Raw genomic sequence first — 24,274 nt, 5'->3', positions numbered from 1 at the left:
CGTATGCCGGAACTCCCCGAGGTCGAAGCGCTCAAGGACTTCCTCACCGAGCACCTGGTCGGCCGACGGATCGTGCGGGTGCTGCCCGTCGCGATCAGCGTCCTGAAAACGTACGACCCGCCGGTCACGGCCGTCGAGGACCGCGTGGTCACCGCCGTGCGGCGGTACGGCAAGTTCCTGGGCCTGGAGACGGACGGCGGTCCCCACTTCGTGACCCACCTGGCCCGGGCCGGCTGGCTGCACTGGAAGGACCGGCTTCCCGACGGCCCGCCCCGCCCCGGCAAGGGACCCCTCGCCCTGCGCGCGGCTCTGGAGACCGGCGCGGGCTTCGACCTGACGGAGGCGGGCACCCAGAAGCGGCTGGCCGTCTACGTCGTACGGGATCCGCAGGAGGTCCCCGGCGTGGCCCGCCTCGGCCCCGACCCGCTCGCCGACGACTTCGACGAGGCCCGGCTCACGGCCCTGCTGGCGGGCGAACGGCGGCAGATCAAGGGCGCGCTGCGCGACCAGGGCCTGATCGCCGGTGTGGGCAACGCGTACAGCGACGAGATTCTGCACGCCGCGAGAATGTCCCCCTTCAAACCCACCTCGACCCTGACGCCCGAGGAGACCCACGGCCTGTACGAGGCGCTGCGCGGCACACTGACCGAGGCGGTCGAACGCTCCCGCGGCCTGGCCGCCGGACGCCTGAAGGCGGAGAAGAGGAGCGGCCTGCGCGTGCACGGCCGTACCGGCGAGCCCTGCCCCGTGTGCGGTGACACGATCCGTGAGGTCTCCTTCAGCGACTCCTCGCTGCAGTACTGCCCCACGTGCCAGACGGGCGGCAGGCCACTCGCGGACCGGAGGATGTCCCGACTGCTCAAGTAGCGTGCGCGGCAACCCTGTTGCTACTGAGCCGGGAGCGTCACCAGATGCTCGCCGGACTGGGTGCGGACCTCGTAGCGGACGATCTGGTCGGGGTGCATGTCGACGCTGCCGCGCATGGTGTTCGGACGGGCGTCGTGCGAGGGCACGTTCCAGCCGGTCACCGTCTGCTCGGAGCCGTCGCTGCCGACCGCGACGAGCCGGCAGGGGCGGGGTCCGGCCCCGTCCTTGATCTTGACCTCGACGTCGCTGCCCCAGTCCTCGTCGGCGACGGTGACCTGGGCCCACACGCCCGAGCGTTCGTCGGTCGCCGTGACCTGTACGGCCTGCTTCGTACCGCCGGTCGTCATCGCGAGTCCCGAACCGGCGACCGCGATCACCACCGAGGCGGCCACCGCGTACAGGATCCGCCGTCGCCCCGCCCGGTGCCGTGACGCCACCTCGCCGAGCAGCCGGTCCAGCAGCCTGGGCCCGGGCTGGGCCATGGGGTGCACCGAACGCGGCGTGGCCCGCCGGTAGAGCATCATCTGCCGGGTGATGGGCCCGAACTCGGTCACGGTTGCCGCACATTGCGGGCACTCCATGAGGTGGTCCTCGAAGCGGAAGGCGTCCGCCTCGTCCAGCACGCCGAGCGCGTACGCGCCGACGTCGCGATGCCTTTCCTGGGACCTCATGCCGAATCCTCGTGCCGTTGGGTGTGGGTGGGGTTACTCCTTGCTCCCACCGGTACGCACGAGGCTGCCGAATCACTCAAGGTACGTACCGAATCGCAACCTAGGGATTCGGAGCGGCCCGGGCCGCGGATTGGTGTGAGGTGAAACGAATCTAGAAGAGATGGATGGCGAGGTGTCCGAGAGGCAACCCGAGCTGCCAGGCGGGCGTCCACACCTTCGGTCCGTCGTCCTCGCCGACCACCGCGCCGCCCCCCGGGACCGCGTCCAGATCGGGGGCGAGCAACTCGGTCTCCTGTAGCCAGCGCCAGGCCGCCTCGGCCAGTTCCAGGTCGGGGGAGGGCCCGCCGGAGGTGACCGCGGCGGCGGCCAGCGCGGCCGTCCGTTCGCGGACCCAGTCCTGCCACGGCTGGTCGTAGGCCGTGAGCGACAGCCAGGTCTCCAGTTGGGTGACGACCTGGATGCCGGAGAGCTCGCCCTCGGTGTCGGAGAGGTAGATGGTCAGTGCCAGGGCGTCCCGCCCCGCGCGGAACTCGAAGGACGTCGGTGGCATCAGGTCACCGGTCCGCAGCAGTTCGTCGGCGATGTACTCGGCGTAGAACCAGGCCATGGGGACGGTGAGTTCGCCGTTGCCGGCCCCGTCCGTGCTCTCTTGACCTCTGTGCAGCATCCCTTCCTGCCTTCCTCCGGTGCGTGCGCGTCGCCCGACCCCGGGTCCTGGGACCCGGTCGCGGGATCCCCGCCCGCCCCGTCGGGCGGACTGCGCGAAACCGGCGGCCGGGTTCCATCCGGAACACGGATGAGGACAGCCGATTACTCAACCGGGGTCCTCAGCAAGGCGCTTTGCCGAGGTTTGACCCAGGCGTGAGTTTCATCGCAGGTCGGCCGCATAACCGGGAAGGACCCGGCGCAGGGCGCGCAGCGCGTAGTACGCGCGGGACTTCACGGTACCGGGCGGAATCCCGAGGGCTGCCGCGGCCTCCGCCACACTCGCCCCCTGGAAGTACACGAGCACCAGGACTTCACGGTGCTCCGGAGTGAGTGTCTTCACAGCCTCGCGTACGTCGAGGGTGGCGGCCGCGCGTTCGGCGTGGTCGGCGCAGACCCGCGCGTTCTCCAGGACGGCGTCGCCGACCTCGGCGGGCCGCGCCTGACGGGCCCGCCGCGCGTCGATCGCGAGGTGCCGTCCCACGGTGAGCAGCCACGGCCGTACGGACTCGAAGGCGTCCGCGCGCAGTGCCTCGGGGTGCTGCCAGGCGCGGACGAGCGTCTCCTGGACCAGGTCCTCGGCGCGCTGGCGGTCGCCGTCGCACAGCCTCAACAGCAGCGCGAACAGCGGCCGACCGTGCTCGCGCTGCAGCGCGGCGAGCTCGTGGTCGGCGGTCGTCCCGTTCTTCGTGAGGGTGGTTCCGGCCGTCATGGCCGTATGGCACCGCAGGGTGCCGTTTGTGGACAGGGCGGGCGCACAGGTCTGCGGCGGACGGTCGATCGCGTCGGCGAACGGTCCGACGAACGGTCCCCGGACCGCCGTTCGCGCGCTCCGGACGGGCTAAGGGTGCGCCGAGACCGTTTGAGGGCGCGGACAACTTCGTACCTATTTATGTGCAAATAGGACCTCAATGGGGTGAGCTGATGATTGCACGCAGACGACAGGTTGCCCTGGCCCTCACGGCCCTGCTCACCGCGGGTGCCGCCTGCCAGGCCCAGTCCGCCGGGGAGAAGGGGGCGGCCGGACGGCCGGCGCCGGACGCCTCCCGCGGCTTCACACTCGTCGCCTCCGGCGACGTCCTCCCGCACAGTTCGATCATCGACCGGGCGCACTTCGACGCGGGCGGCAGGGGCTACGACTTCCGCCCGATGTTCGCCGGCGTCCGATCCGTCGTCGCCCGCGCCGATCTGGCGCTGTGTCACATGGAGACCGTCTACGGCGCGGACGGCGACTACACCGGCTATCCCGCCTTCAAGTCCCCGCCCGAGGTGGCCGCCGCCCTCGCCGCCACCGGCTACGACGGCTGCTCCACCGCCTCCAACCACAGTCTCGACGACGGCGCCGAAGGCATCCGCCGCACCCTCGACGCCCTCGACCGCGCGGGCGTGCGACACGCCGGATCCGCGCGCACCGAGGGCGAGGCGCGCACCGTCACGGTGCTGCCCGTGGGTCCGGCGAAGGTCGCGCACCTCGCCTACACCTACGACACCAACGGCTACCCGCTCCCACCGGGCCGACCCTGGGCCGTCAACCTGATCGACGAGAACCGGATCCTGGCGGACGCCCGCGCCGCCCGGGCCGCCGGCGCCGACGTGGTCGTGGTGTCCGTGCACTGGGGAACCGAGTGGCAGGAAGCCCCCGACGAGCAGCAGTTGACCCTGGCCCGGCGGCTCACCGCGGCCCGCACGGGCGACCGCCCCGCCGTCGACCTGATCCTCGGCACGCACGCCCACGTCCCGCAGGCGTACGAGAAGGTCAACGGCACCTGGGTGGTCTACGGCATGGGCGACCAGATCGCAGGCGAGATGACCAACCACGAGGGGGCCCAGGACCCGCGCGGCAACGAGTCCACGATCGGCCGCTTCACCTTCGCCCCGCCCGGCCGTGCGGGCGGGCGCTGGAAGGTGACGAAGGCCGAGTTCGTGCCCCAGTGGTTCGACGTCGACGCCGGGCGGGCCGTCAACCTCAACGAGGCGCTGGCCCGGGGCGCGGACGTGCGGGGGGCGCGGGACCGGATCAGGCAGGTGGTGCTGAGCCGCGGCGCGGCCAAGGACGGGCTCGCCATGGGGCGGTGACGGCTCGCGCGCCACGCTGCCCGCGGGGCCGTCACGGCGCGAGGCGCGCCCGCGACGGGGTGGGGAGGTGCCCGGCTACGGCACCACCGTCACCGGCCACCGCCCCGCCTTCACCAGCCGCACCGCCACCGAACCCACGATCCGGTGGCCGGCCTGCTCCGAGGCGCCCACCACCACGGCGTCCGCCTTGAGTTCGTCCGCCGCCTTCACCAGGCCGTTGTAGGGGTCGCCGCGGAAGGTGTGGAACTCCCAGCGCACGTCGAATATCCCCTTCAGTCGTTCGGCCGAGTCCCGGATCTGCGCGACCAGGTCCTCGGCGATCCGGTCGGTCGTGTCGGCCACCGGGGCCCCGAGCGCCGCACCCGCCGCCATCACCGGCTGGACGTACACCACCGCGAGCAGCGCCCGCTGGCGCCGGGCCAGGCCGGCGGCATATGCCGCCGCGCGCAGTGAGGAGTCGGAGCCGTCCAGCCCGACCACGATGACCTTGGGCCCGTCCGTGCCCCGCTCGAACTGGTGCGCGTGCTGTTCCGTCACGTCAGCGAGGCTATCGGAACCCGCGGGCCCCACCACCACGAGGGACCTCTCGGCGGGCGCGCCCGCCGTGCTGTTCCTACAGTCGGAAACATGAGTGCCACCGTGGAGGCCGCCCCCGCGAAGGACCGGACGGGCCCGGAACGACCGTCCGGGAGCCGCCTCCTCAGCAGGGTGCCGGAAAACTTCGCGACCTTCTTCGGCGCCCTCGGACTGCTCTGCGTACTGCTGGCCTTCATCCCGCCGCTGCGCGCCCTGCTCCGCCCGGTCGTGCGTTTCCTGGACCAGCTGGTCGTCCCCGTCAGCGCCAACCTCGCGTACGCCGTCTTCCTGTTCCTGCTCGCCGCCGCCACCGCCGCCCGCAAGAAGGTCGCGTGGTGGCTGGTCGTCGTCTACCTGGGCCTGCTGGTCCTCACCGACGTCCTCGGCGTAGCCGTCGGCCAGTACACCGAGTCGATCCCCTCCCTGGCCGTGTGCGGACTCGGGCTGGCGCTGCTGATCGTCGCCCGCCGCGAGTTCTACGCCGCCTCCCGCCGGGCGGCGGTCCGACGGGCTCTGGTGGTGCTGCTCGTCGGGCTCGTCGCCGCGATCCTTCTCGGCTGGGGCCTGGTCGAGCTGTTCCCCGGCACGCTGCCGCGCGGCCGGCGCCTGCTGTGGGCCGCCGACCGGGTCTGCGGCGGCCTGGTCTCCGGCCGCACCTACGACGGCCGCCCGCCCCGCCCGCTGTTCTTCGTCCTCGGCCTGTTCGGCGCACTGGCCCTGCTGAACGCCGCCGCGACCCTCTTCCGCTCCCAGCGCATGGAAGCGGCCCTGCACGACGACGAGGAAGCCCGAATCCGGGCCCTTCTGAAGGCGTACGGCGACCAGGACTCCCTCGGCTACTTCGCCACCCGCCGGGACAAGGCCGTCGTGTTCTCACCCAGCGGCAAGGCCGCCGTCACCTACCGCGTCGAGGCCGGCGTGTGCCTGGCCAGCGGCGATCCGGTGGGCGACCGGGAGGCGTGGCCGCACGCCATCGCCGCCTGGTTGGACGTGGCCCGCCGGCACGCCTGGGCGACCGCGGCGATGGGCGCCTCGGAGGACGGCGCCAGGGCCTTCGCCCGGGCCGGACTCGGCGCGCTCCAGCTCGGCGACGAGGCGATCCTGCCCGTCGCCGGCTTCGACCTCGACGGCCGCGACATGCGCGTGACCCGTCAGGCCGTACACCGCGTCAGGCGCACCGGCGCCACCGGCCGCGTCCGCCGCCACTCCGCCCTCACCGACGAGGAGATGAAGGCGATCGTCGACAGCGCCGACGCCTGGCGCGACACCGAGACCGAACGCGGCTTCTCCATGGCCCTCGACCGGCTCGGCGACACCACCGACGGCGACCTCGACCTGTACCTGCGCATCGCCCCCGAGCTGTACCTGAAGCGGCTGTGCGTCGGCGGCCTGGAGAAGGTCTTCGAGCTGGGCCGCACCTTCCGCAACGAGGGCGTCTCCTACAAGCACAACCCCGAGTTCACGATGCTGGAGGCCTACCAGGCCTTCGCCGACTACGACGTGATGCTCGACCTCGCCCGCGAGCTGATCCAGGGCGCGGCGCCGCCTTCGGCTCACCCGTCGCGCGCAAGGACGGCGAGGAGTACGACATCTCGGGCCGGTGGCCGGTGAAGACCGTCCACGGCGCGATCTCCGAGGCGCTCGGCGAGGCGGTGGACGCCGACACCGGCCTGGAGGCGCTGCGGCGGCTGTGCGACCGCGCGGGCGTCCCCTACACCGACGACGACGGCCGCGGCGACGTCATCCTGGAGATGTACGAGCGGCTCGTCGAGGAGAGAACCCGACTGCCGACCTTCTACAAGGACTTCCCGACCGACGTCTCCCCGCTGACCCGGCAGCACCGCACCGACCCCCGGCTCGCCGAGCGCTGGGACCTCGTCGCCTTCGGCACCGAACTCGGCACCGCCTACTCCGAGCTGACCGACCCCGTCGAGCAGCGCCGCCGGCTGACCGCCCAGTCACTGCTGGCCGCCGGGGGAGACCCCGAGGCGATGGAACTGGACGAGGACTTCCTCGACGCCCTCGAGTACGCCATGCCGCCCACCGGCGGACTCGGCATCGGCGTCGACCGGCTGGTCATGTTCCTCACCGGACTGACGATCCGCGAGACGCTGCCCTTCCCGCTGGTGCGCCGCCGCTGACGGTGTTCCGTAGGCCGCGCGGGTGTTTTCGTGCCGCCGCTCCGGTGTCACCGGGGTGCGTCGGCCTTCCGCCGGGCGACTGATGACTCATGGAAAAGGATCAGTTGCTCTCCCGGCGGCGAATGTTGGTCACCGGCGTCGCTGTCCTGGGTGCGGCCGGCACGGCCGGAGTCCTCGCGGCGGGCGCCGGCGACGCTCCCGCCCCGCCCGCCCCGCCCGCCGCGGGCCCCCAGGCGCAGCCCGCGCTCAAGCCCTCCGCCTACCGCCTCCAGCCCCTGACCGGATACGGCCCGCCACAGGCCGCGCCCGCGGCGACCCGCGTACGGCACGAGCCGTTCCTGCGCATGTCGGGACGCGGCCGCACCATGCTGCTGACCTTCGACGACGGTCCCGACCCCCGCTACACCCCGCACATCCTGGACACCCTCGCCGAGTACGACGTCCGCGCGTCGTTCTTCGTGTGCGGGGAGATGGCCTCCTACAACAAGGACCTGCTGGCCCGGATGGCCGACGAGGGACACGTGGTCGGCAACCACACCTGGTCCCACCCCCTCCTCACCCGGCTCCGCCGCCGGCAGATCCGCACCGAGATGGAACGGACCAGCGACGTCATCGAGGACGCCTGCGGGGAGCGGCCCGTATGGTTCCGCGCGCCCTACGGCGCCTGGAACCGGGCGGCCTTCCAGCTCGGCGCCGGTCTGGGCATGGAGCCGCTGGCCTGGACGGTCGACACCCTCGACTGGACCAGGCCCGGTGCCCGCACCATCGTCGGCCGGGTCGAGAAGGGGGCCGCCCCGGGCGTCGTGGTGCTCTCGCACGACGCCGGGGGCGACCGCTCCCAGAGTGTCCGGGCCCTGCGCGACTATCTGCCGCGTCTGATCGACTCCGGCTACCACCTCACCGTCCCCCGGCGGTACTACGGCTGAGGCGGCTTTCCGCCCGCCCGGCCGGGGAACGCTCAGCGGACCCCGACCAGGCGGGCGAAGGCGACGACATTCCCGTCGTAGCCGTTCTGCTTGGAGAAACCGCCTCCGCAGGTGATGACCCGCAATTCGGGCGTGCCCTTGGACGCGTAGACACGGTCGCCGGGGAAGTTGTTCTTCTCGAACACCTCGATGCCGTAGATCTCGAACACGGCCGTCTTCGCATCCGTGCGGGCGACCTCGACGCGATTTCCCTTTTTCAGGGCTCCCAGTCCGTAGAACACGGCGGGGCCCTGTTTGTTGTCGACATGGCCCACCACGACGGCGGTGCCCTTCTCGCCGGGTGAGACGGCGCCGGTGAACCAGCCCGCCAGGTTCGGGTCCTCGGGCGGCGGTGCGCCGACCCAGCCGTCCGCGTCCAGGCCGACCGGCAGGACCGGCGCGTCGACCCGGATCGACGGGATCCGCACCCGGTCCGGCACCGAGTAGGGCAGCGGGTCCGGGAGGAGGGCGCCGTGGGCCGAGCGGCTGTCCGCGGCCGCCGCCGACGCCGGCTGCGGCGGTCCCACGTCGAATTCCCCGGAACCGTTGCGAATGAGCGCGAGTCCGGTCAGCAGAACCAGCGCTATCACGCCCCAAGGAGCACGCTTCTTCGGCTGCTCCTCCTCTTCGGTCAGTCCGGCCAGTTCGGACGCAGACATTCGACTTCCCCTCTCGGCGCGGCCGTCGCCACGTCATTCGCGCATACGAGAACGCTAAGTCCAGCGCGCGGAACCGGCGACGGATAAGACGCGAACGGGTGGCCCGGGCTCCCTTTGGTGCGCCATCCGAGTTGCCGCCGAAAGGAAATTTCTGACGGTCCGTGACCTGCGGCGATATCCCTCTGCCGGGTTTTCCCCGGGCGTGTCCTCTCACCAGGACGGACCAGCGCCGAAATGCGGGCTCGTGCACGGCATCTGAGGGTCTGTCTGGGAGGCGTTTCTCGCCGATCGACCGGGGACGGTTCCCGGGGCGTCTTCCGCGGAGGATCACATGCGTACTACTCGTGCCCTGGCGGCCGCCGGCGCCGCGGTCGCCGCTCTCGGGCTCGCCGCCCCAGCGGCCGTCGCGTGGGACGGCATGGGCGTCAGCCCCAGCAACATCGTCGCCCTGCCCAGCGTCATCGCCCGCGGCGGACAACTGACCGTCACGGTCGACGGCTGCCGCGGTGGCGGCACCATGACCTCGGACGCGTTCCCGAGTGCCCGCCTGACGCCCGTCAACGGCGCCAACGGCACCGCGAGGGGCACCGCGACGGTCAACCGCAACGCGCGCCCGGGCTCGCACAGCATCACGGTCGACTGCTCCGGCCGGACGCTGACGAACCCGGCCGCCTTCACCGTCATCGGCGGTGTCCAGGGTGGCCTGGGCGGCAGCAGCTCCAGCGGTGCGACCCCCACCGACATGGCCATCGGCGGCGGACTCGTGGCCGCGGCCGTCGTCGGCGGCGGGCTGTTCTGGATGCGCCGGCGCACCGAGAGGCGGATCTGACCCCCTTTCACCTCCTCAGCCCTTCAGTGGACACCCGAGCGCACGCGCGCAGACCTCCGCCCCGGAACCCGTGAGGGTCCGGGGCGGAGGTCTGGGCGGCCGGCGGCCGGCGGCCGGGTGCCGTCAGGTGCCGTCCTCGCCGGCGCGACGCCGGGAGAGGCGGTACGCCGCCGTGACGGAACCGGCGATGAGCGCGAGGCCCAGGCCGATCTCCTTGAGGTCGAAGCCGGCGACGCTGCCGCCCTCACCCGCGTGCACACCGCGGTACGGGGGCACCGGGACCGGGGTGATGTCGGCCGGGCGGCCGCCGGCGATGGTGAGGTCCTTGATCGCGCTGAGCCCGCCGCAGGTGAACGTCACCCGGTAGACCGCGCCCGGTCGGGCGTCCCAGTCGACCCCGGCCGTCGTCACCGAGGATCTCGGCGGGATGGTGACGGTGTCGAAGACGCCCGAGGAGATGGTCACGGACCCCTTGCAGCCACTCGCGTCGCGGTCCACCTGGAGGACGACCTGCCCGCCCGCCGCCACGGTGGAGGGCAGGACGCTGTAGCCGTTCGACATGACGTAGTGGTCGTCCGCGACGGCGGCCGGCGCGGAGAGGGCGAGGGCGCTGACGCCCAGCAGTGCGGCCGAAGCGGCGCGTATCGCGCGCATGGTGGTTCCTCCGGGTCCCCGAGGAGCAGCCGCGGACCTTTTCCGCTGCGCCAGAAATGCACCTCGATGACCGAAACGCTAGGAACGTGTGTGCGTCCGCGCGATCGGAGTAGCGCGAATGGGGCACACGTGTGGGCTGCTCAGGGGACGGCGTTCCCGCGAGCGGGGGACGGCTGCGGCGTGGCGCACGTCCCCCGGCCCGCGTCGGCCCGCGTCGGCCCGCGTCGAGCTCGGCGGGCCCGTCGAGCCCCTGGGGTGAGGGCCGGTCAGAAGCCGCCGTCGGCTTTCCGGGGAGGGCTTGTCAGCCTGAGATGTGCGGGAAGAGGTGCAGGAAAGGCTCCGCCGAGGCCGTGACGCCGCGACTGTAGGGCGCGTCGAAGTCCCAGATGAGGAAGAGCAGGAAGGCGATCAGGGCGGAGAACAGGCCGGCGAGGACCAGTTCGCGCAGCGTACGCCGGATCTGGAGCGCGAAGACCATGCCGATGGTGACCACCGCCCCGCCCAGCAGCCCGAACCACACCACGCCCGGCATGGTCGCCCCGGTCGACTCGGCCCGGGCGTTGCGTGCCTGGTCCGCCGCGGTCACCTGGTCGATGAGCGGCTGGTAGGCCTGGGCCTCGAAGTCCGTCTTCGGCTGGTAGTCGGTGACATCCGCGCGGACGCGGTCGAGGAGCCCGGTGCCGCGCTCGGTGACCCTGCCGTCGTCGGCCATCGTCTTCCACTCGGTGGTGACGACGTGTCCGACATAGGCGTTGACATCCGCCCGAATCCGGTCGCGGACGTCCGCCGGGTAGACCCGTACCCGCTCGGAGATCTCGTGCAGCGCGGCGGCCTCCGACTGGACGTGGTCCTGGGCGGTGCTGCGCGCCTCCCAGACACCGGCGATGGCCAGGCCCAGGACGATGGCGTACACCACTCCGATCCACATCGTCATGTACTCGATGACGTCCGGGGTCTCGCTGGGGTCCTCGTCCTCGGCCGCCGTGCGATGGCGGACGAGCGTGATGATGACGACCACGACGCAGGCCGCCAGCATCGCGAGGGTGAGAACAAGCCATTCCGGCAAGGGGTTCCTCCAGTATTCGGCTGATCAGCGCGGACGCAGCGCGGCGACGGCGATCACCGCGGGGACGGTGATGAGCAGGACGTAGGTGACCGGCGACGTGGTGCCGTGCGGGGTCCGCTCGGGCGGCCGGGCGCGGTGGCGCGGGTAGTTCACCGGGGTCGCGGAAGGGCGGGGGGTGGGCTTGGCGGACGGCGTCGGTGCGGGAGTGGGCGTGGGAGGCGGAGGCAGAGGTGGGGGCGTCGGCCGCGGGCGGGGCGGGGCTGGTGGGGGTGGCGCCTCGGGCCTGGGTGTCGGCTTGGGCGCGGGCTTCGGCGGCCTGGGCGTGGGGTGCGGGGTGGGGGTCGGCTTCGGGGTCGGCCGCGGTGGTGGCGGCGGGGGCGGTGGCGTCGGTTCGGGTGGCGGGGGAGTCGGGGTCGGCGTGGGCGGGCAGGGCGGGGGAGGCGGCTTCGGGCACGGCGGGGGAGTGGGCCAGGAGAGGTTCCCGGCGACCGCCACCGCCTCGGTGCCGTCCGGGCCGGTCGAGGCGTAGGCGCACGCGTCCGCCGCCGCCATCCCCGCGGGCGCGCCGACCAGCAGCCAGGTGAGCGCTACCAGGACCAATACCTTCGCGGCCAGGGCGGATTGAGTCGGTTCGGGTCCATACACGACGGAGATCATGAGCCCTGGCGCGCCACGCCGCGGGCGAGTACGGGGGGATTGCCCCGATCGGGCGAAGTTGGGGAACCCGGGTTTGATCCGCGGGCGCAGGGCCGTCGAGGGGGCGGGGGCGCCTGTCGGGACGTACGGATGTGAGCCCCGATGCGGGTGGTGTCACAGGTTCCGGAAAGAAATTTGTGCCGCCGTTGAACACTATGGCTGCTTCCGTGCGTACCCATGGTCGTGCGGCGGCGCAGAAGGGCGCTGCAACACCCTTGCGAATTTGGGGAGTTGACGATGAAGACCTCCTGGCGGAGCGCCTCACTCGTGGCGAGCGCCGTGGCGGTGCTGGCGCTGACCACCGCGTGCGGCCAGGAAGCCACCTCGTCCACGGGCAGCCAGAACGTTGGCGCCACGGCCGCGGCCGGTGACTACAGCACTGCGGGCACGGGCACGGGAACGAGCCTCGGATCGACCGGCTCCGGCAACGGGTACGGATCCGACTCGAGCGCACAGGGCGCGGCGCAGGCCGCGGCCGCCGGCAAGCTGTCCGTGTCGGCCAACTCGGAACTCGGCAAGGTGGTCACGGACAGTGCGGGGATGACCCTGTACCGCTTCGACCAGGACACCGCCGAACCGCCCAAGTCGAACTGTGACGGCGACTGCGCCTCGACCTGGCCGCCGGTTCCCGCGGACGACGCCACGGCCGGTGCGGGCATCGACAAGGCGCTGCTCGGCGAGGTCACCCGCACCGACGGCAGCAAGCAGCTGACCATCGGCGGCTGGCCCGCGTACCGCTATGCGAAGGACGTCACCGCGGGTGACGTCAACGGCCAGAACGTGGGCGGCAAGTGGTTCGCGCTGGCCCCCGACGGCAAGAAGGCCAAGCTGACCTCCCTGCCCGGCCTGTCCACCCGTAAGGACCCCAACCTCGGCGAGATCGTCGTCGACAAGAACGGCATGACGGTCTACCGCTTCCTCAAGGACACGGCCTGGCCCGACCCGATCTCCGCCTGCACCGGGGCCTGCCTGGAGAAGTGGCCGGCCGTGAGTCCGGTGGCGAACAACGACACCAAGGACGTCCAGAAGAAGGGCCTGATGAGCTTCACCCGGCCCGACGGCGTCAAGCAGCAGACCATCAACTGCTGGCCCATCTACACCTTCTCCGGTGACAAGGCCGCCGGGGAGACCAACGGTCAGGGCGTGGGCGGCACTTGGTACGCCGTGGCGCCCGACGGCAAGCCGGTCGGCGCGCCCAAGAAGTAGAGAGATCGCCCCCCCACGGCTGATCGCCCCACCAGGGCCGCTCGATCGCCGGTCCGCCCCCTCCGCGCCGCACGGAGGGGGCGGACCGGTTTGCCGTGTTTCACCCGCGTAGGTGGCCTGTCGACGAGGCACGTGCCGCAGGCAGTGACCGGGAACGGACGGTCAATTTCCGTTTCTGCTCGCCCCTTTGGCGGACGATCAGTAGCCTCTGCTCGAACACCGGATCGCCTACGCCTTGGAGAGATACATGGAGCGTCCCGCCTGGGCACCACGAAGCATCGACATCTCGGTGCCGAGCGTTTCGCGTATCTACGACTACTACCTGGGCGGTTCGCACAACTTCGAGGTCGACCGGGAAGCGGCCCGCAGGGCCATGGAGTTCATGCCGGGACTTCCCAAGGTGATGCAGGCCAACCGGGCGTTCATGCGCCGGGCGGTGCGCTTCGCCGCCGAGGAGGGCATCACCCAGTTCCTTGACATCGGCTCCGGCATCCCGACCTTCGGCAGCGTCCACGAGGTGGCCCGGGCGGCCGCTCCCGAGGCACACGTCGTCTACGTCGACCACGACCCGGTGGCCGTCGCGCACAGCCAGGCGGTCCTGGCGGGCGACGAGAGGACGCGTGTCGTCGCCGCGGACCTCCGCAAGCCCCGGGAGATCCTCGCGAGCGCCGAAGTACAGGACCTGATCGACCTCGACCGTCCGGTGGCACTGCTTCTCGTTGCCATACTGCATTTCGTGGAAGACGCGGACGACCCGTACGGAGCGGTGGCCGAACTGCGCGAGGCGCTCGCGCCCGGCAGTCTCGTCGTCCTCACGCATGCCTCGTACGAGGGAATCCCGCTGCCGACGGAGCGGGCCGAGGGCGCGGTGGACGTGTACCAGGACATCCGCAACCCGCTGATCATGCGCTCGCGCGAGGAGATCGCGCGGTTCTTCGAGGGGTACGACATGGTGGAACCGGGACTGGTGCCGATGCCGCGCTGGCGGCCGGACACGGCGCCCGAGGACGAGGATCCATGGGCCTTCTCCGGTTTCGCCGGCGTCGGGCGCAGCGCGTGAGCGCCGAGCCGGACGGGCCGGAGGACAGACTCCGCCGGTTCGCGACGATCTGGAGCCGGGCCGTGTTCCCGGTGACCTCCACCTCCGCCACCCGGCCGGAGTTCGAGGAACAACTCCTCCCGCTGGCGAGGCGGTTGAGCCAGGCGCTGCGGGCCAGGGCATTCGACCCGGACGAGGGCAGGGCAGTGGGCGCCGCGCTCGTCGCCGCGCACTGCACCGACCCGGAGGCGCTCAGCCGCACCCTGGACTGTGTGGACGCCTACCTCGTCCTCTACTGCGGCGAGGACGGCGCCCAGGAGGACCTGCGGGCACGGGCCTCGCGGCTGGAGCACGCCATGGCCGCCGGGTTCGCCGACGCGCTGCGCCGGCGGACGCTGGCCGAGCAGGAGGCCATCGCGCAGGCGGCGTTGCAGGCCCAGGGCGTGGTGGCGCAGGCGCTGCACGCCACCGAGGCCCGCTTCCGCGCCGTCTTCGAGGGCGCCGCCATAGGCATCGGCATCGCCGACCTGGACGGCAGGGTCCTCCAGGTCAACGGCGCGCTGCTGCGCATGTTCGGACTCACCGAGCAGACCATGCGCGGCCGTAACGTCATGGAGTGGACGCACCCCGACGACGCCCCGCAGACCTGGCGGCTCTACGAGGAACTCGTCCGCGGCGAGCGCGAGCACTACCACGTCGAAAAGGCCTTCTACCGGCCCGACGGAACGGCCCTGTGGACCAACCTGACGGTCTCCCTGCTGCGGGACGCCGACGGCGTCCCGCAGTACCAGCTCGCCCTCATGGAGGACACCACCGAGCGGCGGCTGCTCAACCTGCGGCTGCGCTACGAGGCCACGCACGACGCGCTCACCGGTCTGCCCAACCGCACCTTCTTCTTCGAACGCCTGGAGAAGGCCCTGGGCGCCGGCTCGGGGCAGCGGTTCGGGCTGTGCTACCTCGACCTCGACGGCTTCAAGACCATCAACGACAGTCTCGGACACGCGGCCGGCGACCGGCTGCTCGTCGAGGTCGCCGACCGGCTGCAGTCCTGCGCGACCGCGCCCGGCGAGATGGTCGCCCGGCTCGGCGGCGACGAGTTCGTGGCCCTGACCACGGGGCCGGACACCGAGCGCGAGGTCGACGATCTGGCGACCCGCATCATGAACGTCCTGATCGCCCCGGTCAGCGTCGACGGCCGGGACCTGACCGTGCGCGGCAGCATCGGCATCGTCGAGGGGCCGGCGGGGGAGCGCAGCCCCGCGGAGGTGCTGCGCAGCGCCGACATCACCATGTACCGGGCCAAGTCGGCGGGCGGCAACCGCTTCGAGCTCGCCGACCCGGAGGCCGACGCCCGCGCCATCACCCGGCACGGACTGACCACGGCCCTCCCCGCGGCGCTGGAACGCGGCGAGTTCTTCATCGAGTACCAGCCGCTGGTGCACCTCGGCGACGGCAGCGTCCGCGGCGCCGAGGCCCTGGTGCGCTGGCTGCACCCGCAGCACGGCGTCCTCGGGCCCGACCGGTTCATCCCGCTCGCCGAGCACACCGGCCTGATCGTTCCGCTCGGCCGCTGGGTCCTCGAGCAGTCGGTGCGGCAGGCCCGCGCATGGCGCGAGCGGTACGACGAGGCCGGCCCGCTGCGCATCAACGTCAACCTCTCGCCCTGCCAGCTCACCCACCCTGGCCTGGTGCAGGACACCGTCGACATCCTGGAGCGTGCCGGCGTCCAACCCGACGCCCTCTGCCTGGAGGTCACCGAGTCGGCCCTGATCGGCGCGGACGACGACCTGCTCAAACCGCTGCGCCGACTGGCCGAGATGGGCGTGGACATCGCCCTGGACGACTTCGGCACCGGCTACTCCAACCTGGCCAATCTGCGCCGCCTGCCGGTGAGCATCCTCAAGCTGGACCGCTCCTTCACCCAGAGCATGCAGCAGTTCCCGGCCGACCCCGTCGACCTCAAGATCGTCGAGGGAATCGTCTCCCTCGCCCACAGCCTCGACCTCGCGGTGACCGTGGAGGGCGTGGAGACGGGCGCGCAGGCCGAGCAACTGCGGATACTGGGCTGCGACACGGCCCAGGGCTGGTACTACGCCCGCCCCGGCCCCCCGGACCGCCTCCACGAACTGGCCCTGGTGGACGCGACGGGCTGAGCGCGGGGTGCGCGGCTCCGTCGGGGACGGCGTGCGGTGGATCAGCCGGGGGAGGCGTGCGGTGGATCGGCCGGCGGGCCGTTCTGCTGCCGTGCGGCCGGGTACGGCCGAGGCTGGCACAAGGCCCGCCCCGGCCCCCCTCAACAAGGCTCTGCCCGTCCCTGCTCCCCTCCCCGGACCGCTCCACGAACTGGCCTTGGTGCACGCGAGGGGTTGAGCGCGGGGTGCGCGGCTCCGTCGGGGGCGGCGTGCGGTGGATCGGCCGGCGGCGCCGGAGGCGTCTCGCTGACCGTTCCGCTGCCGTGCGGCCCGGTTCCGGGGGAGGATGGCCGTACGGCGGACGCGCGGCCGGTCCCGGCGGGAGTGGCTCGCGGAGTGACTCCGGCACGTGGCGTGGGCCGAGGGCTGTGCGGCGCCGTACCCGGGCGTGCCGGCAGCGCGCGGCCGAACCGGCTCCGGACCCCCGGCGGGTCTCCGCGGCCGGTGTCGGCGTTCGGACCGTGACCACCAGTGGCAGGAGTCTGAGGATGACCAGCGAGGAACTGCAGGGCAGGACCGCCGTGGTGACCGGGGCCAGCAAAGGCATCGGACTGGCGGTCACGCGGGCTCTGGCCGCGGCGGGAGCGACGGTCGTCGCCGGGTCCCGTACCACGTCCGAGGGCCTGGACGCCCTGGTCAAGGAGGGCTCCGTCACCTGGGTGCCCGTCGACCTCACCGAGCCCGAGGCGGCCGGGCAACTGGTCGCGGCGGCCGGCACCCGCGTCGACGTACTGGTCAACAACGTCGGCTCGGCCCCGGCCCGCACGGGCGGCTTCCTGTCCGTGACGGACGAGGACTGGCGGCGCTCCGTCGACCTCAACCTCCTCGCGGCGGTCCGCGTCACCCGAGCCGCCCTGCCGGTGATGCTGGCCGCCGGCGCGGGCTCGGTGATCACGATCGCGTCGGTCAACGCCACCCTCCCCGACCCGCTGGTGATCGACTACAGCGCGGGCAAGGCCGCTCTGGTCGCCTTCTCCAAGGCGCTGTCGAAGGAGGTCGGCCCCCGGGGCATCCGCGTCAACACCGTGAGCCCCGGGCCGGTGGAGACCGAGCTGTGGCTGGGTGACGGCGGAGTGGCCGAGACCGTGTCGGCGGCAGCCGGGCTCACCCCCGAAGAGGTGGTGGCCCAGGCCTCGGGCGCCATGGCCACCGGCCGCTTCTCCAAGCCCACCGAGGTCGCCGACCTGGTCCTCTTCCTGGCCGGCGACCGCGCGGGCAACATCACCGGCAGCGACCTGGTGATCGACGGAGGCTTCATCCCGACCTCGTGACGGGGGTCGCGCACGTCGGCTGACCGCTCACCGTTCAGGCGGCATGCGCCACAACCTCCGTTGCGGCCGGGTCTGCCAGGTCAGCCGCAGGCCGCGTGCCGACCAGGCGGCCGCTCACCGTTCCAGCAGCATCCGTTGCAGCTCGCGTGCCGCCCGGGGTGGTGCCACGTCGCTGCGGTGGGCCGGGGCGATGGTGCGGTGCAGGGTCGGCCGGGTCACCCGTGGGCCGACCTCGGGACCCGGGTCGCTCACCGTTCCAGCAGCATCCGTTGCAGCTCGCGTGCCGCCCGGGGTGGTGCCACGTCGCTGCGGTGGGCCGGGGCGATGGTGCGGTGCAGGGTCGGCCGGGTCACCCGTGGGCCGACCTCGGGACCCGGGCCGCTCACCGTTCCAGCAGCATCCGTTGCAGCTCGCGCGCCGCCCGGGGTGGTGCCACGTCGCTGCGGTGGGCCAGGGCGATGGTGCGGTGCAGGGCCGGGCGGGCCAAGGGGGTCACCCGCAGGCCGCGTCCCGACCGGGCGGCCACCATGCGCGGTACGACGGCCACGCCCAGCCCTGCCCGTACGAACCCCAGTACCGCGTCCATCTCCCCGCCCTCCACCGCGAAGTCCGGCTCGAAGCCCTCGGCGCGGCACGCGGCCACGGTCAGTTCCCGCAGGTCGTAGCCGTGCCGGAACATCACCATGCGCTCGCCCTCCAGATCGGCGACCTGGACGGTGCGCCGGCCCCGCCCGGGTGCGGGTGCCTCCGGCGACGACACCACGACCAGGTCCTCGCGCAGGAGCTCCACCGTGGTGAGCGCCGGGGACGGGCTCGGCAGCGGCAGGACGACGAGGGCGAGATCGAGTGCGCCGCGGGCCAGTTCCCGTACGAGATCGTGCGAGCCGCCCTCCTCGATCAGCAGCCGGATGCCCGGGTACCGGTCGTGGAAGGCGCGCAGCACGTCCGGCAGCAGACCGGTGCACACGCTCGGGGTGGCGCCCAGCCGGACCCGGCCGCTGCGCAGCTGCACCAGTTCCTGCACCTCGTGGCGGGCCGTGTCCGCGTCGGCCAGGATGCGCCGGGCCAGCGGCAGCAGCGCCTCGCCCGCGTCGGTCAGTGTGATGTTGCCGCGGGCCCGCAGGAACAGATCCGCTCCGAGCTCCCGCTCGAGGGCCTTGATCTGCTGGGAGAGCGACGGCTGCGCGACATGGACCAGGTCCGCGGCCCGGGTGAAGTGCCGGGTCTCGGCGACCGCCACGAAGTACTGGAGCTGCTGGAGCTGCATACCGTCATGGTAGACGCCAATAGTTGTTGCCTATCGAAACGAGCCATTCCATGTCTTGGACCGATGGAGGTGGGGGCCCGTAGCGTGCTGAGACATGGCTCTGGCAACGCGGACGGACCGACGACCGTCCATGGCACGCAGCGTGTGGGACAGCTCCGTCGGCAAGAAGACAGTGATGGCGGTCAGCGGCCTGATCATGCTGCTGTACCTGGTCGTCCACATGATCGGAAACCTGAAGATCTTCTTCGGGGCGGGCGAGTTCAACCACTACGCCCACTGGCTGCGCACGGTCGGCGAGCCGTTCATGCACGACGAGTGGACGCTGTGGCTGATCCGCGTCGTGCTGGTGGTGGCGGTCGTCGCCCACGCCACGTCCGCCTACCAGCTCAGCCGCCGTGACATCAGGGCACGGCCGAGCAAGTACGTCCACAAGAAGGCGCGGGCGAGCTACGCGACGCGCACCATGCGCTGGGGCGGGATCATCCTCGGCCTGTTCATCGTGTGGCACCTGCTCGACCTGACGACCGGCACCGCGCACCCGGGCGGCTTCCAGGAGGGTCACCCGTACCAGAACGTCGTGGACACCTTCTCCACCTGGTACGGCGACCTCGTCTACATCGTGGCGATGCTCGCCCTCGGCCTGCACGTGCGGCACGGCTTCTGGAGCGCCGCCCAGACCCTCGGCGTCGGCAGCCGCGCCCGCGACCGTGCCCTCAAGACCGTCGCCGACATCCTCGCGCTGCTGCTCACGGCCGGCTTCATCGCCGTACCCGTGGGCGTCATGACCGGAGTGGTGAGCTGAAGTGACCTCAAACAGCGAGCACAGCGAGTACAGCGAGTACGCGAACTACCCGACCGGTGAGCCGGTCGTCGACACCAAGGCTCCGTCCGGACCGGTCCACGAGCGCTGGGACAAGCGCCGGTTCGAGGCCAGGCTCGTCAACCCGGCCAACCGGCGCAAGCACACGGTGATCGTCGTCGGCACCGGCCTCGCCGGCGGTTCCGCCGGCGCCACCCTCGCCGAACAGGGCTACCACGTCGTCCAGTTCTGCTACCAGGACTCCCCGCGCCGCGCCCACTCGATCGCCGCGCAGGGCGGCATCAACGCGGCGAAGAACTACCGCAACGACGGCGACTCGGTCCACCGCCTCTTCTACGACACCGTCAAGGGCGGCGACTTCCGGGCGCGGGAGTCCAACGTGCACCGGCTGGCGCAGATCTCGGTGGAGATCATCGACCAGTGCGTGGCGCAGGGCGTGCCCTTCGCCCGCGAGTACGGCGGACTCCTCGACACCCGCTCGTTTGGCGGCGTCCAGGTCTCCCGCACCTTCTACGCCCGCGGCCAGACGGGCCAGCAGCTGCTGCTCGGCGCCTACCAGGCGCTGTCGCGGCAGATCGCCGCCGGGAACGTGGAGATGCACCCGCGCACCGAGATGCTCGACCTGATCGTCGTCGACGGGAAGGCGCGCGGCATCGTGGCGCGCGACCTCGTCAGCGGGCGCGTCGACACCTACTTCGCGGACGCCGTCGTCCTGGCCAGCGGCGGGTACGGCAACGTCTTCCACCTGTCGACGAACGCGATGAACTCCAACGCCACCGCCGTCTGGCGGGCCCACCGGCGCGGTGCCCTGTTCGCCAACCCCTGCTTCACCCAGATCCATCCGACCTGCATCCCGCGCACCGGCGACCACCAGTCCAAGCTGACGCTGATGAGCGAGTCGCTGCGCAACGACGGCCGGATCTGGGTGCCGAAGGCCAAGGGCGACACCCGCCCGCCGAACGAGATCCCCGAGGACGAGCGCGACTACTACCTGGAGCGCGTCTACCCCTCGTTCGGCAACCTGGTGCCGCGTGACATCGCCTCCCGCGCCGCGAAGAACGTCTGCGACGAGGGCAGGGGAGTGGGCCCCGGCGGGCAGGGCGTGTACCTGGACTTCGCCGACGCCATCCGGCGGATGGGCCGCGACAAGGTCGAGGAGAAGTACGGCAACCTCTTCGACATGTACGCGCGGATCACCGCGGAGGACCCGTACGAGGTGCCCATGCGGATCTACCCCGCCGTGCACTACACGATGGGCGGCCTCTGGGTCGACTACGACCTCCAGACCACCGTGCCGGGCCTGTTCGCGATCGGCGAGGCCAACTTCTCCGACCACGGCGCGAACCGCCTCGGCGCCTCCGCCCTGATGCAGGGCCTGGCCGACGGCTACTTCGTCCTGCCGGCCACCATCAACGACTACCTCGCCCGCAACCCGCACCACGAGACCGTCACCGCCGAACACCCCGTCGTACAGGAGGTGTTGGCGGAGACAGAGGACCGGCTCCACCTCCTCCTGTCCGTCGACGGCGACCGCACCCCCGACTCCTTCCACCGCGAAGTGGGCGAACTCATGTGGGAGTTCTGCGGAATGGCCCGCACCGACAGCGGGCTGCGCAAGGCTCTGGAGCGCATTCCGCAGATCCGCGAGGAGTTCTGGCGGCGCGTCAAAGTGCCCGGCACCGGCGAGGAGTTCAACCAGTCCCTGGAGAAGGCCAACCGCGTCGTCGACTACCTGGAGCTCGCCGAGCTCATGTGCCTCGACGCGCTGCACCGCGCCGAGTCCTGCGGCGGCCACTTCCGCGAGGAGTCGCAGACCCCGGACGGTGAGGCGGCCCGGCGGGACGACGCGTTCTCCTACGCCGCCGCCTGGGAGTTCACCGGTACGGGCACCCCGCCCGTGCTGCACCGGGAAGACCTGGTCTTCGAGTACGTCCACCCCACCCAGCGGAGCTACGCATGAAGCTCACCCTGCGCGTCTGGCGGCAGAAGAACGCCGACGCCGAAGGCGCCATGTCCACCTACGAGGTGGACGGCATCTCCACCGACATGTCCTTCCTGGAGATGCTGGACACCCTCAACGAGCAGCTCATCCTCAGCGGCGAGGACCCGGTCGCCTTCGACCACGACTGCCGCGAGGGCATCTGCGGCGCCTGCTCGCTCGTCATCAACGGCGACGCGCACGGACCCGAGCGCACCACCACCTGCCAGCTGCACATGCGGTCCTTCTCCGACGGCGACACGATCGACATCGAGCCGTGGCGGGCCTCCGCCTTCCCGGTGATCAAGGACCTGGTCGTCGACCGGTCGGCCTTCGACCGCATCATCCAGGCCGGCGGCTACGTCACCGCGCCGACGGGGGCCGCGCCCGAGGCCCACGCCACGCCCGTACCGAAGCCGGACGCCGACTTCGCGTTCGAGCACGCGGAGTGCATCGGGTGCGGTGCGTGCGTGGCCGCCTGCCCCAACGGGGCGGCGATGCTGTTCACCTCCGCCAAGGTCAACCACCTCAACGTGCTGCCGCAGGGCGCGCCCGAGCGGGAGACACGCGTGCTGGACATGGTGGCCCAGATGGACGAGGAGGGCTTCGGCGGATGCACGCTGGCGGGTGAGTGCGCGACGGCCTGCCCCAAGGGGATTCCGCTGGTGTCCATCACCGGCATGAACAAGGAATGGCTGCGGGCCACGCGGAAGGTGGCCAAGCGGTAGGTCCGTCCAGGACACGAGAGAACGTTCGCCGAGCAGGCGGACGGGCGGGACCGGGAGTGGTGCTCATCCCCGGTCCCGTCTGGCTTTCCGGGGCGCCCCAGGCATTCAGCGTTCCCACATCCGCTCTCCCGGCGCACGTCACGTACACGCCAACCGGTTTCGGAAGAAACAGGGGGTACGGCCGTCGTCCCCGAACCCGGCCCGTGACCAGGAGAGTGCTATGACCGGCGTTACGACCCTCGACCGCCCCTCGCAGCCCGAGGCACCCGTCCGCTACACCGTCGCCCTCGCCCGCGACGAGGCCGACGTACGCGCCGCGCAGCGGCTGCGGCACGACGTGTTCGCCGGAGAGATGGGTGCCCTGCTGCCCACCCCGCAGCCCGGCCTGGACGCCGACGCCTTCGACGCGTACTGCGACCACCTGCTCGTCCGGGACACCGGCACCGGGCAGGTGGTCGGCACCTACCGGCTGCTGCCGCCGGAACGGGCCGCGATCGCCGGACGCCTCTACTCGGAGAGCGAGTTCGACCTCACCCCGCTCGACCCGATCCGTCCCGGACTCGTCGAGGTCGGCCGCTCCTGCGTGCACCCCGACCACCGCGACGGCGCGGTCATCGGGCTCATCTGGGCCGGTATCGCCCGCTACATGACCGGCCGCGGCCACGAGTGGCTCGCCGGCTGCTGTTCCATCCCGCTCGCCGACGGGGGCGCCCTGGCCGCCGCCAGCTGGGACCGGGTCCGCGCCAAGCACCTCGCCCCGCCGGAGTTCCGGGTCAGGCCGCTGCTGCCCTGGAACGCCGAGGGCCTGTCCCGTCCCGCCCGCACCGAACTGCCCCCGCTGCTGCGCGGCTACCTGCGCCTGGGTGCATGGGTCTGCGCCGAACCCGCCCACGACACGGCCTTCGGCGTCGCCGACCTGTACGTGCTGCTGTCGATGCGCCGGGTGGACCCGCGCTATCTGCGGCACTTCCTCTCGCTCGTCCCGGCCTGATGAGCGGCTGGCTGCCCACCGCGCCCTGCACCCCGCGGGCGTGCCTGGAACCGAGGGGGCCGGTCACGGCCGTACCGCGTGCCGTGCTGCGGCTGGCGGCGGTCACGGCCCTGGTGGCCGTCGGGGCCGCGCTGTCGCCGTTCGGCGGGTGGATGCCCGCCGGGCCGGTGAGGTGGTGGGCCCGGACGATCGTCCGGGCCGCCGGGGTGCGGGTCCGCGTCACCGGCGCCGCGGCGTCCGACGGCGGTCTGCTCCTGGTCGCCAACCACATCTCCTGGCTGGACATCCCGCTGCTGGCCGCCGTACGCCCGGCCCGGATGGTGGCGAAGGCCGAGATCCGGCGGTGGCCCGTGGCGGGGCCGATCGCCGCCCGCGCCACCCTGTTCATCGACCGCGACCGGCTGCGCGCGCTCCCGGACACGGTCGGCCGGATCGCGGCGGTACTGCGCGGCGGCGGCGCGGTCGTGGCCTTCCCCGAGGGAAGCACCTGGTGCGGCCGCGCCCACGGCAGCTTCCGCCGGGCCGTGTTCCAGGCCGCCCTCGACGCGGGCGTCCCGGTGCAGCCGGTGCGTCTGGGCTACCGCGTCGCCGGGGGAGGGGCCAGCACGGCGCCCGCCTTCGTCGGCGAGGACACCCTGCTCGCCTCGGTGTGGCGGGTGGTGTCGGCCCGCGGCCTGGTGGCCGACGTGGAGATACGCCCCGCCATCCCCCCGAACACCCACCCGAACCGCCGGACACTGGCCCTGGCGGCCCAACAACCCACGACCACCCCCGAACTCGACCGGATCCACGCGTCGTTGGTCGCCTGAGAAACGGGGCACCGCCGGCGTGGGCCGGGCCCGCTCGACGGCATGACCAGGCCGGCAGACGTGCCCCC

The 24,274-nt window shown here is 72.1% G+C and carries 24 protein-coding genes and 1 pseudogene; 15 read left to right on the top strand and 10 right to left on the bottom strand.

The annotated features are described in order from the left end of the window. The first annotated feature begins 3 nt into the window (after nucleotides 1-3). Complete coding sequence (locus OG985_RS09700; protein WP_371667859.1) at nucleotides 4-867, top strand: Fpg/Nei family DNA glycosylase; 864 nt, start codon at nucleotides 4-6, stop codon at nucleotides 865-867. 20 nt (nucleotides 868-887) lie between these two features. Here the strand turns inward: OG985_RS09700 and OG985_RS09695 are convergent, their stop codons facing one another. The 3 genes from OG985_RS09695 to OG985_RS09685 form a co-directional block, all read right to left on the bottom strand. Next, complete coding sequence (locus OG985_RS09695) at nucleotides 888-1,538, bottom strand: zf-HC2 domain-containing protein (RefSeq protein ID WP_371667858.1); 651 nt, start codon at nucleotides 1,536-1,538, stop codon at nucleotides 888-890. A 151-nt stretch (nucleotides 1,539-1,689) separates the two neighbouring features. Further along, entirely contained in the window at nucleotides 1,690-2,205 is a 516-nt protein-coding gene (locus tag OG985_RS09690) for a hypothetical protein (protein WP_371667857.1), read from the bottom strand. A gap of 201 nt (nucleotides 2,206-2,406) precedes the next feature. Continuing rightward, the gene (locus tag OG985_RS09685) at nucleotides 2,407-2,955 is read right to left on the bottom strand and encodes a sigma-70 family RNA polymerase sigma factor (protein WP_371667856.1); all 549 of its coding nucleotides are present in this window, start codon (nucleotides 2,953-2,955) and stop codon (nucleotides 2,407-2,409) included. Nucleotides 2,956-3,167: 212 nt separating this feature from the next. Here OG985_RS09685 and OG985_RS09680 point away from each other — a divergent pair, with 212 nt between their 5' ends. Continuing rightward, nucleotides 3,168-4,319 (top strand): CapA family protein, encoded by a 1,152-nt coding sequence (locus OG985_RS09680; RefSeq protein WP_371667855.1) that lies wholly within the window; start codon nucleotides 3,168-3,170, stop codon nucleotides 4,317-4,319. A 75-nt stretch (nucleotides 4,320-4,394) separates the two neighbouring features. On the opposite strand, the gene OG985_RS09675 is transcribed toward OG985_RS09680, so the two are convergent. Continuing rightward, nucleotides 4,395-4,856, bottom strand: a complete 462-nt coding sequence (locus OG985_RS09675; protein ID WP_371667854.1) for a universal stress protein — start codon at nucleotides 4,854-4,856, stop codon at nucleotides 4,395-4,397. Between the two features lie 90 nt (nucleotides 4,857-4,946). On the opposite strand from OG985_RS09675, the pseudogene OG985_RS09670 reads away from it, so the two are divergent. Together OG985_RS09670 and OG985_RS09665 are read left to right on the top strand one after the other, a co-directional pair. Continuing rightward, nucleotides 4,947-7,036: pseudogene (locus tag OG985_RS09670) on the top strand (amino acid--tRNA ligase-related protein). An 89-nt stretch (nucleotides 7,037-7,125) separates the two neighbouring features. After that, nucleotides 7,126-7,962 (top strand): polysaccharide deacetylase family protein, encoded by an 837-nt coding sequence (locus tag OG985_RS09665; RefSeq protein WP_371667853.1) that lies wholly within the window; start codon nucleotides 7,126-7,128, stop codon nucleotides 7,960-7,962. A gap of 32 nt (nucleotides 7,963-7,994) precedes the next feature. Here OG985_RS09665 and OG985_RS09660 read toward each other — a convergent pair whose 3' ends face one another. After that, a complete protein-coding gene (locus tag OG985_RS09660; RefSeq protein WP_371667852.1) occupies nucleotides 7,995-8,660 on the bottom strand; it encodes a class F sortase in 666 nt (221 codons plus the stop codon). Between the two features lie 331 nt (nucleotides 8,661-8,991). Here OG985_RS09660 and OG985_RS09655 point away from each other — a divergent pair, with 331 nt between their 5' ends. Beyond that, nucleotides 8,992-9,489: a hypothetical protein gene (locus OG985_RS09655; RefSeq protein WP_371667851.1), complete on the top strand. Its 498-nt coding sequence runs from the start codon at nucleotides 8,992-8,994 to the stop codon at nucleotides 9,487-9,489. A 123-nt stretch (nucleotides 9,490-9,612) separates the two neighbouring features. Here the strand turns inward: OG985_RS09655 and OG985_RS09650 are convergent, their stop codons facing one another. From OG985_RS09650 to OG985_RS09640, 3 genes are all read right to left on the bottom strand, one after another. Continuing rightward, nucleotides 9,613-10,143, bottom strand: a complete 531-nt coding sequence (locus OG985_RS09650; protein WP_371667850.1) for a hypothetical protein — start codon at nucleotides 10,141-10,143, stop codon at nucleotides 9,613-9,615. 301 nt (nucleotides 10,144-10,444) lie between these two features. After that, nucleotides 10,445-11,209: a hypothetical protein gene (locus OG985_RS09645; protein ID WP_371667849.1), complete on the bottom strand. Its 765-nt coding sequence runs from the start codon at nucleotides 11,207-11,209 to the stop codon at nucleotides 10,445-10,447. Nucleotides 11,210-11,233: 24 nt separating this feature from the next. Next, complete coding sequence (locus tag OG985_RS09640; RefSeq protein WP_371667848.1) at nucleotides 11,234-11,362, bottom strand: hypothetical protein; 129 nt, start codon at nucleotides 11,360-11,362, stop codon at nucleotides 11,234-11,236. A 142-nt stretch (nucleotides 11,363-11,504) separates the two neighbouring features. Here OG985_RS09640 and OG985_RS09635 point away from each other — a divergent pair, with 142 nt between their 5' ends. From OG985_RS09635 to OG985_RS09615, 5 genes are all read left to right on the top strand, one after another. Next, nucleotides 11,505-11,738, top strand: coding sequence for a hypothetical protein (locus tag OG985_RS09635; RefSeq protein ID WP_371667847.1), 234 nt, complete (start codon nucleotides 11,505-11,507; stop codon nucleotides 11,736-11,738). A 404-nt stretch (nucleotides 11,739-12,142) separates the two neighbouring features. Further along, the gene (locus OG985_RS09630; protein ID WP_371667846.1) at nucleotides 12,143-13,111 is read left to right on the top strand and encodes an SCO0930 family lipoprotein; all 969 of its coding nucleotides are present in this window, start codon (nucleotides 12,143-12,145) and stop codon (nucleotides 13,109-13,111) included. 247 nt (nucleotides 13,112-13,358) lie between these two features. Then, nucleotides 13,359-14,171: an SAM-dependent methyltransferase gene (locus OG985_RS09625; protein ID WP_371667845.1), complete on the top strand. Its 813-nt coding sequence runs from the start codon at nucleotides 13,359-13,361 to the stop codon at nucleotides 14,169-14,171. After that, nucleotides 14,168-16,303: a putative bifunctional diguanylate cyclase/phosphodiesterase gene (locus tag OG985_RS09620; RefSeq protein ID WP_371667844.1), complete on the top strand. Its 2,136-nt coding sequence runs from the start codon at nucleotides 14,168-14,170 to the stop codon at nucleotides 16,301-16,303. Before OG985_RS09625 ends, OG985_RS09620 begins: the two co-directional genes overlap by 4 nt. Nucleotides 16,304-16,830: 527 nt before the next feature. Continuing rightward, nucleotides 16,831-17,613 (top strand): oxidoreductase, encoded by a 783-nt coding sequence (locus OG985_RS09615; protein ID WP_371667843.1) that lies wholly within the window; start codon nucleotides 16,831-16,833, stop codon nucleotides 17,611-17,613. Nucleotides 17,614-17,727: 114 nt separating this feature from the next. Here OG985_RS09615 and OG985_RS09610 read toward each other — a convergent pair whose 3' ends face one another. Continuing rightward, nucleotides 17,728-17,865: a hypothetical protein gene (locus tag OG985_RS09610; RefSeq protein WP_371667842.1), complete on the bottom strand. Its 138-nt coding sequence runs from the start codon at nucleotides 17,863-17,865 to the stop codon at nucleotides 17,728-17,730. Nucleotides 17,866-17,995: 130 nt separating this feature from the next. Continuing rightward, nucleotides 17,996-18,880: a LysR family transcriptional regulator gene (locus tag OG985_RS09605; RefSeq protein ID WP_371667841.1), complete on the bottom strand. Its 885-nt coding sequence runs from the start codon at nucleotides 18,878-18,880 to the stop codon at nucleotides 17,996-17,998. Between the two features lie 130 nt (nucleotides 18,881-19,010). Here OG985_RS09605 and OG985_RS09600 point away from each other — a divergent pair, with 130 nt between their 5' ends. The 5 genes from OG985_RS09600 to OG985_RS09580 all read left to right on the top strand — a co-directional run bounded on the left by OG985_RS09600 (nucleotide 19,011) and on the right by OG985_RS09580 (nucleotide 24,206). Beyond that, the gene (locus OG985_RS09600) at nucleotides 19,011-19,682 is read left to right on the top strand and encodes a succinate dehydrogenase (RefSeq protein WP_371667840.1); all 672 of its coding nucleotides are present in this window, start codon (nucleotides 19,011-19,013) and stop codon (nucleotides 19,680-19,682) included. A 1-nt stretch (nucleotide 19,683) separates the two neighbouring features. Continuing rightward, complete coding sequence (locus OG985_RS09595; protein ID WP_371667839.1) at nucleotides 19,684-21,660, top strand: fumarate reductase/succinate dehydrogenase flavoprotein subunit; 1,977 nt, start codon at nucleotides 19,684-19,686, stop codon at nucleotides 21,658-21,660. Continuing rightward, nucleotides 21,657-22,406, top strand: a complete 750-nt coding sequence (locus OG985_RS09590; RefSeq protein ID WP_371667838.1) for a succinate dehydrogenase/fumarate reductase iron-sulfur subunit — start codon at nucleotides 21,657-21,659, stop codon at nucleotides 22,404-22,406. The genes OG985_RS09595 and OG985_RS09590 overlap by 4 nt, the downstream gene beginning before the upstream one ends. A gap of 220 nt (nucleotides 22,407-22,626) precedes the next feature. Further along, nucleotides 22,627-23,397: a GNAT family N-acetyltransferase gene (locus OG985_RS09585; protein ID WP_371667837.1), complete on the top strand. Its 771-nt coding sequence runs from the start codon at nucleotides 22,627-22,629 to the stop codon at nucleotides 23,395-23,397. Beyond that, on the top strand, nucleotides 23,397-24,206 hold the full coding sequence (locus OG985_RS09580) for a lysophospholipid acyltransferase family protein (protein ID WP_371667836.1): 810 nt from the start codon (nucleotides 23,397-23,399) through the stop codon (nucleotides 24,204-24,206). The genes OG985_RS09585 and OG985_RS09580 overlap by 1 nt, the downstream gene beginning before the upstream one ends. The last annotated feature ends 68 nt before the right edge of the window (nucleotides 24,207-24,274 follow it).

It is taken from the genome of Streptomyces sp. NBC_00289 (assembly GCF_041435115.1).
In the GTDB taxonomy this organism is placed as follows: Bacteria; Actinomycetota; Actinomycetes; order Streptomycetales; family Streptomycetaceae; genus Streptomyces.
The sequence above is the reverse complement of the archived record's forward strand: the minus strand, read 5'-3'. Positions and strand labels throughout refer to the sequence as shown.

Bases quoted from the DNA above. Each gene is read 5' to 3' on its own strand.
- OG985_RS09650 (WP_371667850.1), bottom strand. From the start codon at position 10,143: ATGCGCGCGATACGCGCCGCTTCGGCCGCACTGCTGGGCGTCAGCGCC.
- OG985_RS09655 (WP_371667851.1), top strand. From the start codon at position 8,992: ATGCGTACTACTCGTGCCCTGGCGGCCGCCGGCGCCGCGGTCGCCGCT.
- OG985_RS09665 (WP_371667853.1), top strand. From the start codon at position 7,126: ATGGAAAAGGATCAGTTGCTCTCCCGGCGGCGAATGTTGGTCACCGGC.
- OG985_RS09600 (WP_371667840.1), top strand. From the start codon at position 19,011: ATGGCACGCAGCGTGTGGGACAGCTCCGTCGGCAAGAAGACAGTGATG.
- OG985_RS09690 (WP_371667857.1), bottom strand. From the start codon at position 2,205: ATGCTGCACAGAGGTCAAGAGAGCACGGACGGGGCCGGCAACGGCGAA.
- OG985_RS09680 (WP_371667855.1), top strand. From the start codon at position 3,168: ATGATTGCACGCAGACGACAGGTTGCCCTGGCCCTCACGGCCCTGCTC.
- OG985_RS09585 (WP_371667837.1), top strand. From the start codon at position 22,627: ATGACCGGCGTTACGACCCTCGACCGCCCCTCGCAGCCCGAGGCACCC.
- OG985_RS09615 (WP_371667843.1), top strand. From the start codon at position 16,831: ATGACCAGCGAGGAACTGCAGGGCAGGACCGCCGTGGTGACCGGGGCC.
- OG985_RS09685 (WP_371667856.1), bottom strand. From the start codon at position 2,955: ATGACGGCCGGAACCACCCTCACGAAGAACGGGACGACCGCCGACCAC.
- OG985_RS09580 (WP_371667836.1), top strand. From the start codon at position 23,397: ATGAGCGGCTGGCTGCCCACCGCGCCCTGCACCCCGCGGGCGTGCCTG.
- OG985_RS09625 (WP_371667845.1), top strand. From the start codon at position 13,359: ATGGAGCGTCCCGCCTGGGCACCACGAAGCATCGACATCTCGGTGCCG.
- OG985_RS09700 (WP_371667859.1), top strand. From the start codon at position 4: ATGCCGGAACTCCCCGAGGTCGAAGCGCTCAAGGACTTCCTCACCGAG.
- OG985_RS09695 (WP_371667858.1), bottom strand. From the start codon at position 1,538: ATGAGGTCCCAGGAAAGGCATCGCGACGTCGGCGCGTACGCGCTCGGC.
- OG985_RS09605 (WP_371667841.1), bottom strand. From the start codon at position 18,880: ATGCAGCTCCAGCAGCTCCAGTACTTCGTGGCGGTCGCCGAGACCCGG.
- OG985_RS09660 (WP_371667852.1), bottom strand. From the start codon at position 8,660: ATGTCTGCGTCCGAACTGGCCGGACTGACCGAAGAGGAGGAGCAGCCG.
- OG985_RS09590 (WP_371667838.1), top strand. From the start codon at position 21,657: ATGAAGCTCACCCTGCGCGTCTGGCGGCAGAAGAACGCCGACGCCGAA.
- OG985_RS09630 (WP_371667846.1), top strand. From the start codon at position 12,143: ATGAAGACCTCCTGGCGGAGCGCCTCACTCGTGGCGAGCGCCGTGGCG.